Below are 12,717 nucleotides of genomic sequence, written 5' to 3'. Positions count from 1 at the left end.
TCCCCAAAAGGACAAAGCCCGCGGGGCGGGCTTTGTCGGCAAATCGTTCCTGTCTCAGCCGTTGGTGGCCGGTGCGTCGTCGGCGGGCGCCTGCTCCGGCGTCGTCGACGGTGTCTGGCCGGGGGTCGCCGCCGGTGCTTCGCCTTCACCTTCGCCGGTGGTGTCCTTGCCGCGCAGGCGGTCGAGAATGGTGGCGTCGGCTTCTTCAGGCAGAAGCGCGATCAGCTTGTTGCCGAGATTGTCGAGCAGCGGCTTCGATTTCGCCTGGGTTACCCAGGTCGGCTGCTGCTGCGGCGCGACGAGCCAGTTGAAGAACAGCATGGCGACGACGACCAGCAGGATGCCGCGGGCGGCACCGAACAGGAAGCCGAGGGTGCGGTCGAGCGCGCCGATGCGGCTGTCGATGATGAAATCGGCAATCCGCATGGTAATGAAGGAAATGATGATCAGCGCGACCAGGAAGATCACCGCCGCCGATCCGATCAGCGCGACAGTATCGCTGTTGGTGTACTGCTTGGCGTAGGGCAGAAGCTGCGGGTAGAGGAAATAGGCGGCCGCGGCCGCACCGACCCAGCTCGCGACCGAGAGCACCTCGCGCGAGAAGCCTCGAACCATGGCCAGGATTGCGGAAAACAGGGCGACGCCGAGAACGATACCGTCGAGAATTGTAATGGGCATTTTGTCCTTACTCCGGACCCGGTTCGTCCGGGTCTCCTCAAGCCTATCCGCCATCGGCCCTGCTTGACGTTCAGGGCATTTTCAGCCTCTTCGCGGCCCCTACAGCGCTGCGCGTCCTTTCGGGCGCGCAAAGGTCGCTGTAGCGCTCAGACCTGCTGCATAATTTTGTCCTTAAATCGATCCCGATCTAAGGAACTATGCAGTAGTGGACGGTCTGCGACACCCGCATCTTCAATCTTCGTCCTCCACCGGTCTCAGCGCGTTTCGCGATCCCGCGATGCGCGCCACCAGATCCGGCAGGCTTTCCATTTCGCTCCATCGGCCATTGCCGTTTTTCGGCAATTCGGTGGACGCGGACGGCAGGACCGCCTGCGAGAACCCGAGTTTCTCGGCTTCCTTAAGGCGTTGTGCGGTATGCGCAACCGGCCGGATGGCGCCCGACAAGCTGACTTCGCCGAAATAGACGCAATCCGCCGGAAGGGCAAGCCCGGCAAGCGATGAAACCAGTGCGGAAGCCACAGCTAGATCGGCGGCCGGCTCGGAAATGCGGTAACCGCCGGCGATATTGAGATAAACGTCGTGCTGGCCGAGGCGTACGCCGCAATGGGCTTCGAGCACAGCGAGGATCATCGATAGGCGGGCCGAGTCCCAGCCGACGATAGCGCGCCGCGGCGTACCGAGTGAGGTCGGCGCGACGAGCGCCTGCACTTCGACAAGAATGGGGCGGGTGCCTTCCATGCCGGCAAAGACGGCGGCGCCCGGCGATTTTTCGTTGCGTTCTCCGAGGAACAGTTCCGACGGGTTGGCGACTTCGCGCAGACCCTTGTCCGACATTTCGAAAACGCCGATCTCGTCGGTCGGGCCGAAGCGGTTCTTGACGGTGCGCAGGATGCGGTAGTGGTGGCCGCGGTCGCCTTCGAAGTAAAGCACCGCATCGACCATGTGTTCGACAACGCGAGGGCCGGCGATCTGGCCCTCCTTGGTGACGTGGCCGACGAGCACGACGGCGGTGCCTGTCTGTTTGGCGAAGCGGATCATCGCCTGCACCCCGGTGCGCACCTGGGTGACGGTGCCGGGCGCCGAATCGACGATGTCGCTCCATAGCGTCTGGATCGAATCGATGATCACCAAATCGGGGCGCTTGCCTTCCGAAAGCGTTGCCAGGATGTCCTCGACATTGGTCTCTGCGGCAAGCAGCACGTCGCTATCGGCAGCACCCAGGCGCTGGGCGCGCAGACGCACCTGAGCAACGGCCTCCTCGCCCGAGACATAGATGACCCGGTGGTTGCGACGCGAAAGTGCGGCCGCTGCCTGCATCAGCACGGTTGACTTGCCGATCCCCGGATCGCCGCCGACGAGCAACGCCGAGCCGCGCACGAAGCCGCCGCCGGTCACCCGATCCAATTCCGAAATGCCGGTCTGGATACGCGGCGCGTCCTCGATCTCGCCGGAAAGCGTGGTGAGCGCCACTGGGCGGCCCTTCTTCGGCGCGCGCGTCGGACCGCCGCCGATGCCCGCTGTCGGATCGTCTTCGATGATCGTGTTCCATTCGCCGCAGCCTTCGCATTTGCCCGCCCAGCGGGTGTGGACGGTGCCGCAGTTCTGGCAGATGAATTGGGTACGGGCTTTCGCCATCAGGATCGGACTTTCGAAATCTGGGAGCCGCCGGCACACATGCGAGGCGATGCCGCCGACGACAGAAGAATCACCTTCGTCGTCACATAATGCCGCGGAACGCGGAACAAAAGGTGAATTTTAGCGAAGGCCGCAAGGAAAATGCAGGAAAGCCACGTCAGACGGCGCCGACATAGTTCCTGATGTAACGATGCCCGAGGCTGGTCAGCAGCTCATAGCCGATGGTTCCGCCGGCGCGCGCCACGTCGTCAATGGCGATGTTTCGGCCGAAAAGCTCGATGTAATCGCCCGGCCGCGCTGCACCGGCCGGCAGGTCGGTGACGTCGAACAGGCTGAGGTCCATGGTGACGCGCCCCACATGCGGCACGCGCTTGCCGTGCAGGAAGCCGAATGCCCCTGACGGGGCTGCCTGCCGTAGAGTCACGCCGCCGCCGGAGACCGAACGATGGTAGCCATCGGCGTATCCGACAGCGACGGTGGCGATGCGGCTGTCCCTGTCGAAGCGGGCGGAGGCGCCGTAGCTCGCCGTGCCTCCGGCCGCGACCTCGCGGATCTGGATGATCCTGGCTTCGGCGGTTACCACTGGGGTCATCGGGTTGATGGCATCGTTGACCGCCTCGCCGCCATAGACGGCGATGCCCGGCCGGGTGAGCTCGAAATGATAGTCGGCGCCCAGGAAGACACCGCCGGAATTGGCAAGGCTTGCATCGACACCCTCATAGGCAGCTGTCGCTTCGCGGAAGCGCCCGAGCTGGTAGGCGTTCAACGGGTGCTGCGGTTCGTCGGCACAGGCGAGGTGGCTCATGATCAGGACTGGCGAGAAGCTTGCGGGTCGCGCCGGGTCATTGGCAAGCGCCACGGCGGCCTCGACCGAGAGGCCCAGCCGGTTCATGCCGGTATCGATATGCAGCACGCAGGGGTGGTCGCCGCGCTCGGAAAGAGCCGCTATGAACACCGCAAGCTGCTCGTCGGAATTGATGATCGGCACCAGGTCATTGTCGAAGAAGAGCTCTTCGTTGCCCGGCCACATGCCCGCGAGAATGTAGATGCGGCCCTCCGGAACGAGGGGGCGCAGTTCCGCACCTTCCTCGGCATTGGCGACGAAGAAGTCGCGCGCACCGGCGGCATAGAGGGCAGGGGCTGCATCATCGATGCCGAGGCCATAGGCGTCCGCTTTCAGGACCGCTGCCGCCCGCGCCTTGCCGGAGCGGGCATTCATCGTCCGCCAATTGTCGGTAAGCGCACCGAGATCGATCGTGAGGCGGTTGGAGGCGGAAAGAAATTCTGGGGGGAGCATGCCGGACACTCTTCGTGGACGATACGAAGAGCAATACAGCCAACGGCCCATGGTCGCAAATGCTCGCCTGTCGCATCGCCGTCACGCGGGCCCTGAAGGAAGGATGAGCACTTTTGTGCAAGACGGGATCGCCTCGGGTCACTATGGTTGCCCAATGCAGACGATTTCGCAGGAAGAAGCCATAGAGGTCATGCCGATTGAAGGCGGTGAGCGCACGCGCTTTTGGCGCGATCCTCGCTTTATGGGCATGGAATGTCTGACGGCGACCTTCATTACCCATGAATTCGCGCCGCATGCACATGAGACGTTCAGCATCGGCGCGATCGAGGCGGGCTCGCAGATCAGCAAGATCAAGGGCGAACGTTCGGAGGCGGGCCCTGGGTTCTTCTACCTGATCAACCCCGACGAAATCCACGACGGCCACCCCGGCGGCAGCGGCTATCGTTATCGCATGGTCTATCCGAGCGCCGATCTGCTGGTGAACATCATCGAGGACGTGACCGGTCGCGCTTTCAAGGGAACGCCGTCCTTCTCGAGGCGGGTGCTGCAGGATCCGGACCTCGCCTTGTCCTTTCATCAAGCGCACCGAACGCTTGAGCTGGCAGGCGGCACGCTCGAGGCCGAAGAAAGAATGTTCGGCGTGCTTGCGGCGATGTTCGAGAGGCACGGCAGTACGATCATCACCCCGATCGAGACGCGCGAGCAGTCCGCCGTGCATCGGGCGCGGGACTATCTGATCGAGAATTATGCTGAAGACGTCGGGCTCGAGGAACTCGCCAAGGTCGCAGGGCTCAGCCGCGCGCACCTGATCCGCGCCTTCCGCAAGGAATTCCATATCACTCCACATGCCTTTCTGACCGACAAGCGCGTGCGCACCGCCAAGACCTTGCTCAGGCATGGCTGGTCGGCGGTGGATGCGGCCTACCAGTGCGGCTTCGCCGATCAGGCGCATTTCAGCCGCCACTTCAAGGCGCGCACCGGCGTGACACCCGGCGCCTTCCGTGCCGGCTGATCACTTTCGTTCAATACGGGACCTGCTTCCGCCTATAGACGTTCTCCGTTTCGTGTGAATGGAGACAGGGACGTTGCAGGTAAGAAATGCGTTGCAGGAATTTCGGGCCGCGGCGATCGCGATGACGCCGCTGATCGTCGCCGTCATGCCGATCGGCCTGGTGTTCGGTGCGGTGGCGGCGGCCAAGGGGCTGACGCCGGCCGAGGTGACGCTGATGAGCGCACTGGTCTTTGCCGGCGGGTCGCAATTCGTCGCCATGGATATCTGGACACATCCGGCGAACTGGGCCGCACTCGGCTTCTCGGCACTGCTCGTCAACGTCCGCCATGTGCTGATGAGCGCTTCGATCGGCAGCAAGCTTGACGGTTTCTCCGGGCCGGCCCGCTATGCCTCGATGCTGCTTCTCGCCGATGAAATCTGGGCCATGGCCGAGATGCGCGCGAGCAATGGCAAACTCACGCCCGCCTGGTATGCCGGCCTCGCCGTGCCCTTCTACTGCGCCTGGGTCCTGACGAGCCTGACGGGCGCGATGGTTGGCGCCCTGCTGGGCGATCCCAAGGTCATCGGCCTCGACTTCGCATTCCCTGCCGTTTTCATCATCCTGGTCATGGGTTTCTGGAAGGGGCGCGAAACGGGCGCCGTTCTGGCCGCAAGCGCTTGTGCGGCCGTGGTCACGCATCAATTGCTGCCGGGCGTCTGGTACATTGCGGCGGGTGCTGCAGCCGGCGTCGTCGTGGCTATGCTTTCAGGCGGACACAAGGAGGCCCACGCATGAGCGTCGATCTCAACACTTTGCTTGCGATCCTGGCCATGGCCGTCGCGACGGTCGCGACCCGCATCGGCGGTCTCGTGCTGATCCGCTATGTCACGATCGGAGAAAACCAGAAGCGCGCCCTCGAGGCCATCCCGCCGGCGGTTCTGATGGCGGTCATCGCTCCGACGGCACTGGTCACCGGCCCGGCCGAAACGATTGCCGCTGCGGCGACGGCCGTTGCTGCAACCAGGCTGCCGCTCTTGGCATCCGTTGCCGTCGGCGTGGTTTCGGTGGCGTTGTTGCGTCAGGTTCTAGGCGGTGCCTGGTAAAAGGCGGTGCCGGTTGAGCCCATCACGCTTGGGCGGCTCGTTGTGAAGTAGAGCGGGCTGGGAAACCGCAAACATTTTTCCCAGCCCGCTCCGGCCGCCCCCACGGAACTCTAGTGTTCTTCGTACTGGGTGAAGGAGGGATCGGCGAGATCGGTGAAGCGCGTGAATTCCGACTGGAAGGCGAGCTTCACGGTGCCGGTCGGTCCGTGACGCTGCTTGGCGATAATCACGTCCGCCGTGCCCTTTACCTGCTCCATCTTCATCTTCCACTCTTCGTACTTCGGATCGAACTCGTCGCGCGGCTCCAGGTTCTTCACGTAGTATTCCTCGCGGAACACGAAGAGCACGACGTCGGCGTCCTGCTCGATCGAGCCCGATTCACGAAGGTCGGAGAGCTGCGGGCGCTTGTCTTCGCGGCTCTCCACCTGACGGGAGAGCTGCGACAATGCGATGATCGGAACATTCAGTTCCTTGCCGAGCGCCTTGAGGCCGGTGGTGATCTGGGTGATTTCCTGCACGCGGTTGTCGCTCGACTTGCCCGAGCCGGTCATGAGCTGGATATAGTCCACTACCAGGCAGTCGAGGCCGCGCTGGCGCTTCAGGCGCCGGGCGCGGGCGGAAAGCTGGGCGATCGAGATACCACCGGTCTGGTCGATATAGAGCGGCACCTTCTGCATCATCTGCGAGCAGGCGACGAGCTTTTCGAAGTCGGCCTCGGAAATGTCACCGCGGCGGATCTTCGACGAGGAGACCTCGGTCTGCTCGGAGATGATACGGGTGGCGAGCTGTTCGGACGACATTTCGAGCGAGTAGAAGCCGACGACGCCGCCGTTCCTGGCCTTGAACGAACCGTCCGCCTGGACTTCCGGCTCGTAGGCCGCGGCGATGTTGTAGGCGATGTTGGTGGCAAGCGAGGTCTTGCCCATGCCCGGACGTCCGGCAAGCACGATCAAGTCCGAGCGCTGCAGGCCGCCCATGCGGCCATCCAGCGAATGGATGCCGGTCGAAATGCCCGAGAGGCTGCCGTCGCGCTCGAAGGCCGCACCCGCCATGTCGATCGCGAGCGCCACGGCATCGTTGAACGACTGGAAGCCGCCGTCGTAGCGGCCGGTCTCGGCGAGTTCGAACAGGCGGCGCTCGGCATCTTCGATCTGGCCCTGCGGCGGCATATCGAGCGGCGCGTCGTAGGCGATATTGACCATGTCCTCGCCGATCGTGATCAGCGAGCGGCGAAGAGCGAGGTCGTAGATCGCGCGGCCGTAGTCTTCCGCATTGATGATCGACACGGCTTCGGCAGCGAGACGCGCAAGGTACTGCGCGACGGTCAGGTCGCCGACCTTTTCGTCGGCCTTGAGGAAGGTCTTGATGGTGACGGGGTTCGCGGTCTTGCCCATGCGGATGATGTCACCGGCAACCTCGAAGATCTTGCGGTGCAGCGGCTCGTGCAGATGCACGGGCTTCAGGAAGTCCGAGACGCGATAGAAGGCGTCGTTGTTGACGAGGATCGCGCCGAGCAAAGCCTGTTCGGCTTCAAGGTTGTTCGGCGCCTCGCGATAGTGCTGGTCCGCCTGATCCTTGCCGATAGGGGATAGCTTTCGCGCCGCGTCATTCATGTCGTTTTATCTCTGCCTTTGTCTGGTGTGGCACCGGTTTGCGATCTGGCGCGAGCCGGGTCAAGTGCAGGGGGGACACACTCGCAAAGCGTCTCATCGCAGCCTCGCGCTTTTCCCGTTGTTCGACTGATCCACAGGCCAGGTTCACAAAAGCGTAGAATCTCGCCTTGCTACAAAATTGGCCGTTGACGCGACGAATCACCCGAGCCTTCCGGGCATGGGGAAGTCTAGCGCCGTCCTCCCCCGCCTCAAAATCCTGATCTTGAAAATCCCCCGCATTTGGATTAGATAGAGTCAAAATAATTAGCATGCTAGTAATATGGAAAAGATACCAATGTATCAGCCCACCGTGAACCGCGAATTGTTCGATGCTCTGTCGCTGGTCAATCGCAAGCTGCGGGCCGTGTTCGATGCTCGGGTGAAGGAGAGGGGCCTCACGCTGTCGCGGGCCCGAGCGCTCTTCGCCTTGACCCGGAAGGATGGTTTGAACCAGCGCGAGCTGGCCGATGAGCTCGATATTGAAACGCCGACACTGGTGCGATTGCTCGATGGCATGGAGAAGCAAGGTTTCATCGAGCGGCGGGTCGAGGCCTCCGACCGGCGCGCCAAGCAGATCCATATGACTGAGTTCGGTCGCTCCGTCGCTGACGAAATCCTGCGGCTTGCCGACGAGATTCGGGCGGAAGTGCTGCAAGGTATCGATGCCGCCGAACTTGCCGTGACGCAGCGAGTGGTGCGGGCGATCGCCGACAACGTCCAGTCGCTGGCGCGCGAGTGACGGCGATGAGCGCAGTCGCCACTGCTGCTGCAAACGACAATCGTAACGCCGCTCCGCTGGAGACGGGCGTGGCTAGCTATGACGAGGAGGCGGTTTCTCCCGCTGCACCGATCCCGGCCCCGGTGCCGGCGCCCGCCCCGGTCGACAAAAGCCTGGCACTATCGGCGGTCTATGTCGTCGGGTCGGTTCTCCTGTTCCTGACGCAGGGCCTGGGCATGAACCTGGCGCTTGCCAATCTGACGCAGATCCAGGGTTCGCTCTCGGCGACCTCTGTCGAGGCCGGTTGGCTGTCGGCGGCTTACATGGCGCCCAATGTCAGCCTGTCGATCGCGCTGGTGAAGATTCGCGCTCAATACGGGCTGCGCCGCTTTGCCGAAATCAGCATCGTCGGCTTCGTCATCGTATCGCTGATGAACGTCTTCGTTTCCGACCTGCATTCGGCCATCGTCGTCCGCTTCATCAGCGGCATTGCTGCTGCACCGATGTCGACGCTCGGCTTCCTCTACATGCTCGAAGCCTTTCCGCCGGCGCGCAAGCTGACAGTCGGTCTGGCACTGGCGCTCACCTGCACGACGATCTCCGCGCCGATCACCCGGCTGATCTCGCCGACCCTGATCGAATATGGCCAGTGGCATGCGCTCTACACGCTCGAAATGGCGTTGGCACTGATCGCGCTGCCGATCATCTATCTGCTGCCGCTGACGCCGGTGCCGCATGCCAAGGTCATCCAGCGCACGGATATCCTGAGCTATCTGTTCGTCGCCGTTGCCTTCGGCTGCCTAGCCATCGTGTTGACCATGGGGCGTCTCTACTGGTGGTTCGAGGCACCCTGGCTCGGCGTTCTCCTGGTCGTTTCAATCGCAACACTGACGACCGTGGTGCTGATTGAACTCCATCGCAAGGTGCCGTTGATCGACATACGCTGGATCGCCTCGAAGGAGATCGTGCACTTTGCTGCCGTTCTGCTCGTCTTCCGCCTGGTTGCCTCCGAGCAGTCCACGATCGCGACGAATTTATATCAACAGCTCGGCCTCCAATTCGAACAGGTCGCGACGCTGTATTGGATCATCCTTGCCGCGGCGATAGCCGGCGGCCTGCTCTGTGCCGTGCTGATGAACCCGCAGCATGCAGAGCGTGTGCACGTCCTGGCGCTCGGCCTGCTGGCGACCGGCGCCTACATGGACAGCCAGGCGACGAGCCTGACACGGCCCGAGCAGATGTATCTGAGCCAGGCGATGATTGCCTCGGGCACTGCGCTCTTCCTGCCGCCGGCCATGGCGCGCGGCTTCAAGGCTGCGCTTGCGAAGGGGCCGAGCTACATCTTGAGCTTCATCGTGATCTTCCTCTTCACCCAGAGCATCGGCAGCCTGGTCGGCTCCGCAGCCTTCGGCACCTTCGTAACGATCCGTGAAAAATTCCATTCCAATATTCTCTCCGAACAGATCGTCTTGTCGAACCCGCTGGTTGCCCAGCGCGTCAACCAGCTCTCCGCCGCCTATAGCAAAGTGATGGGCGACAAGACCTTGCTGGGCGGCGAGGGCACCGTGCTCCTGTCGCAGCAGGTCACCCGTGAAGCCTATATCCTCGCCTACAACGACGCATTCCTGCTTGCCGCCGTGATCGCGCTTTTCGCGCTCGCCGGCCTGCTCCTGCACATGTCCTACAATTGGCTCACGCAGCGGCTGACCGACCCCGCGCCGGCACCGGCCGCCTGATTAATCGAGTTGATGACCATGCTGAAGTTCCTACGTTCCCCGACCACCATCATTGTGCTCCTTGCCGGCATCGCCGGCGTGACCCTCGTGCTCTATGCCTGGCGGCTGCCACCGTTCCACAGCTCCGTGGAGATGACGGAGAATGCCTATGTGCGCGGCTACGTCACGATCATGAGCCCGCAGCTTTCGGGCTATGTCGCCGATGTTCCCGTGCACGACTACGAGGCGGTCAAGGCCGGGCAGTTGCTGGTGAAGATCGACGATCGCATTTACGCCCAGAAGCTGGCGCAGGCCGAAGCGACGCTTGCCGGGCAGAAGGCGGCGCTCGCCAACTCCCATCAGCAGGAACTGTCGGCCAAGGCTGGCATCGCCGCCAGCCAAGCGCAGCTCGATAGCGCCAAGGCGGCCTTCAATCGGGCGCACGCCACCTGGGATCGTATTCGCCCGCTTGCCGAAAAGGGCGTGTCGACGCGCAGCGATGCCGATCAGGCGCGTGCCGGCTTCGAACAGGCGGACGCGGCTGTGAGCCAGGCAGAGGCCGGGCTGGAAGTGGCGAAGCAGGCATTGGCGACCACGCTTGGCGCGCGCGCCGGATTGGAAGCTGCCGTGACCGGTGCCGAGGCGGCCGTCGAACTGGCGCGTATCGATCTTGAAAACACCCGCATCGTTGCACCGCGTGACGGCAGGTTGGGCGAGATCGGCGCACGGATCGGTCAATATGTGACGGCGGGATCGCAACTGCTCGCGCTGGTGCCGAACGAAGTGTGGGTCGTCGCCAATTTCAAGGAGACCCAACTCGACGGCATGAAGGCTGGCCAGCCCGTCACCATTGCGGTCGACGCCCTGCAGAAGAGCGAACTTACGGGACACATCGAGCGCTTCTCGCCGGCAGCCGGTTCGGAATTCAGCGTGATCCGCGCGGACAACGCCACCGGCAATTTCACCAAGGTGGCCCAGCGCGTCGGCGTGCGGATCGTGGTCGATCCCGGTCAGCCGCTGGCTGAGATGCTCTCGCCCGGCCTCTCGGTCGTTGTGCGCGTCGACAAGGACGCGCCGGCGCGGACTGCGGCGGATCAGGTGACCAGCGACACCATGCCCGTCGCTGCGCATGGGTAATCTGCCGCCTCGCGTCTTGCGGTTTTAGTTCTACCCCCTGAGCCCATAAAAAAAGCCCGGATCGATGACCCGGGCTTTCTCATTTGGGATGGCCGCTAAGGCTTATTCTTCTTCGCCTTCGAATTCGGCTTCCGGGTTGAAGAAGTCTTCCGGCTTCAGGGCATCTTCGTCAACGCCGTAGATGGCGTCGGCCGAGGTCAGGCTTTCGCCCTTGGACTGGCGCTCGGCTTCTTCAGCCGAACGGGCAACGTTGACTTCAACCGAGATCTCGACCTCCGAGTGCAGGTGCAGCGTGACCTTGTGCAGGCCGATCGACTTGATCGGGTGGTTGAGGTCGACCTGGTTGCGGCCGACGTTGAAGCCTTCGGCAGCGAGAACTTCGATGATGTCGCGAGCAGCAACCGAACCGTAGAGCTGGCCGGTTTCGCCAGCGGAGCGGACGATGACGAAGGTCTTGCCGTCGAGCTTTTCGGCAACCGACTGGGCTTCCGACTTGCGCTCGAGGTTGCGGGCTTCGAGCGTCGAACGCTCAGCTTCGAAACGGGCCTTGTTGGCGGCGTTGGCGCGCAGCGCCTTGCCGAGCGGCAGCAGGTAGTTGCGAGCAAAGCCGTCGCGGACCTTTACGGTTTCGCCCATCTGGCCGAGCTTGGCGATACGTTCGAGAAGAATGACTTGCATGTTGGTTTTCCTTTCAGTGTTCCAATTCGTTGGTCAGTTTTTTCCAACCGGCGTGACCGCGATGGTGCGTCGCGTATCGATCAGGCCGGACAGGAGGAAGAAGAATGCCGGGATCGTGAACACGAGCACCGACAGGTATGCGATCCACAGCACGGGAAGCCGCCAGGACTTGCCGCGCGTGCGGAAATGGAAGGAGGCGAAGCCGGCGAGCAGAAAGCCTGCGCCGAAGGTTCCGCAGATCAACGCACCGATCGTTGCGGGCGCGCCGCCGAGGAAGGTGAGGACCAGGCCGCCGAGGAAGATGAAGATCGCGTTGCGGTGCATGCGCAGCGTCGAGGGGATATCCTCGCGCGGGCGCAGCGACCGGCCCGACATCTGCACGATGCGGGTCGCGACATAATAGGCGGTAAAGAGCATCAGCACCCAGATCGCACCCTGGACGAGCGGCAAAGCGAGTGTGAAGAGCGACTTGATCTGGGCAACGGCAGTGACGTCCGGATTATAGCCCGGGTCCTGCGCCTTCACCGCCTGGATGACGATATCGACCATGCGGTCGGAGATGTCGGCGCCATAGCCGACGATGAGGCCGACGATGATCATGCCGACGGTCACGAGGCCGGCGAGGTGGCTGAGAATATCGGAGAGCGGATACCAGGCGAGCGCTTCGTCGGGGCCACCGAGTTCGGAGGCCGGACGGGCAAGATTGGCGAGGTGGCTGAGCCAACCGGCCGGGATCAGCGTGACGACGAGGATCAGCAGCGCGAAATAGGGCGAGATGAGCGCGGCAGCGGTGGCACCTGCGCTGACGATCGCGGTGATCGCCGCTGCATTGCCCCAGCCAAGGCCGGCAATCAGGATCGGGAGTGCGGAGGCGGCATAGAGGACGATCGCAAGAGACGACTGCGTGTTCGCGCCCATCGACAAGAGGGCGGCGGTAAAGCCGGCGAGAACGCCGGTCAGCAGCGATGTCCTGTTCACGTTCGTCACGTTCGCTGTCCTGCTTCGTGCAGTTAGGGGATGGCAGAGCCCGGCCCCAGCATGGGATTTTGGTGCTGTCGCACCTGTTCCGATCCGCGCCCACCGCGGAAGGGAGAGAAAGAGGCGCTCACCTA

At 63.1% G+C, this 12,717-nt stretch carries 12 protein-coding genes; 6 read left to right on the top strand and 6 right to left on the bottom strand.

Annotated elements, in window-relative coordinates:
* Window positions 1–54 precede the first annotated feature (54 nt).
* The 3 genes from ACTJKM_RS07150 to alr all read right to left on the bottom strand — a co-directional run bounded on the left by ACTJKM_RS07150 (window position 55) and on the right by alr (window position 3,610).
* Window positions 55–678 (bottom strand): CvpA family protein, encoded by a 624-nt coding sequence (locus ACTJKM_RS07150; RefSeq protein ID WP_057252728.1) that lies wholly within the window; start codon window positions 676–678, stop codon window positions 55–57.
* A gap of 231 nt (window positions 679–909) precedes the next feature.
* The gene (radA, locus tag ACTJKM_RS07145) at window positions 910–2,313 is read right to left on the bottom strand and encodes a DNA repair protein RadA (protein WP_058329428.1); all 1,404 of its coding nucleotides are present in this window, start codon (window positions 2,311–2,313) and stop codon (window positions 910–912) included.
* Between the two features lie 157 nt (window positions 2,314–2,470).
* A complete protein-coding gene (gene alr, locus ACTJKM_RS07140) occupies window positions 2,471–3,610 on the bottom strand; it encodes an alanine racemase (RefSeq protein WP_058329427.1) in 1,140 nt (379 codons plus the stop codon).
* 154 nt (window positions 3,611–3,764) lie between these two features.
* Here alr and ACTJKM_RS07135 point away from each other — a divergent pair, with 154 nt between their 5' ends.
* From ACTJKM_RS07135 to ACTJKM_RS07125, 3 genes are all read left to right on the top strand, one after another.
* Complete coding sequence (locus ACTJKM_RS07135) at window positions 3,765–4,622, top strand: AraC family transcriptional regulator (RefSeq protein ID WP_058329426.1); 858 nt, start codon at window positions 3,765–3,767, stop codon at window positions 4,620–4,622.
* A 121-nt stretch (window positions 4,623–4,743) separates the two neighbouring features.
* A complete protein-coding gene (locus ACTJKM_RS07130; RefSeq protein ID WP_058329475.1) occupies window positions 4,744–5,397 on the top strand; it encodes an AzlC family ABC transporter permease in 654 nt (217 codons plus the stop codon).
* Window positions 5,394–5,705 carry an AzlD family protein gene (locus tag ACTJKM_RS07125; RefSeq protein WP_057252725.1) on the top strand — a complete coding sequence of 104 codons (312 nt, stop codon included), beginning with the start codon at window positions 5,394–5,396 and terminating at the stop codon, window positions 5,703–5,705. Before ACTJKM_RS07130 ends, ACTJKM_RS07125 begins: the two co-directional genes overlap by 4 nt.
* Before the next feature lie 110 nt (window positions 5,706–5,815).
* On the opposite strand, the gene ACTJKM_RS07120 is transcribed toward ACTJKM_RS07125, so the two are convergent.
* Window positions 5,816–7,318, bottom strand: a complete 1,503-nt coding sequence (locus ACTJKM_RS07120) for a replicative DNA helicase (protein ID WP_057252724.1) — start codon at window positions 7,316–7,318, stop codon at window positions 5,816–5,818.
* 334 nt (window positions 7,319–7,652) lie between these two features.
* On the opposite strand from ACTJKM_RS07120, the gene ACTJKM_RS07115 reads away from it, so the two are divergent.
* Genes ACTJKM_RS07115 through ACTJKM_RS07105 form a run of 3 tightly spaced genes read left to right on the top strand, consistent with a single transcriptional unit; the run spans window position 7,653 to window position 10,927 of the window.
* Window positions 7,653–8,096, top strand: coding sequence for a MarR family winged helix-turn-helix transcriptional regulator (locus tag ACTJKM_RS07115; protein ID WP_057252722.1), 444 nt, complete (start codon window positions 7,653–7,655; stop codon window positions 8,094–8,096).
* Between the two features lie 5 nt (window positions 8,097–8,101).
* Window positions 8,102–9,811 (top strand): MFS transporter, encoded by a 1,710-nt coding sequence (locus tag ACTJKM_RS07110; protein WP_082663723.1) that lies wholly within the window; start codon window positions 8,102–8,104, stop codon window positions 9,809–9,811.
* 18 nt (window positions 9,812–9,829) lie between these two features.
* On the top strand, window positions 9,830–10,927 hold the full coding sequence (locus ACTJKM_RS07105) for an HlyD family secretion protein (protein ID WP_058329424.1): 1,098 nt from the start codon (window positions 9,830–9,832) through the stop codon (window positions 10,925–10,927).
* Window positions 10,928–11,029: 102 nt separating this feature from the next.
* Here ACTJKM_RS07105 and rplI read toward each other — a convergent pair whose 3' ends face one another.
* Together rplI and ACTJKM_RS07095 are read right to left on the bottom strand one after the other, a co-directional pair.
* A complete protein-coding gene (rplI, locus tag ACTJKM_RS07100) occupies window positions 11,030–11,605 on the bottom strand; it encodes a 50S ribosomal protein L9 (protein WP_057252717.1) in 576 nt (191 codons plus the stop codon).
* 33 nt (window positions 11,606–11,638) lie between these two features.
* Entirely contained in the window at window positions 11,639–12,592 is a 954-nt protein-coding gene (locus ACTJKM_RS07095; protein ID WP_058329423.1) for a hypothetical protein, read from the bottom strand.
* Window positions 12,593–12,717 lie beyond the last annotated feature (125 nt).

Origin of the sequence: Ensifer sp. 22460 (assembly GCF_052044935.1) — a bacterium.
GTDB lineage: Bacteria > Pseudomonadota > Alphaproteobacteria > Rhizobiales > Rhizobiaceae > Ensifer.
Note: the sequence above shows the minus strand (reverse complement) of the source record. Positions and strands in the feature narration are given on the sequence as shown.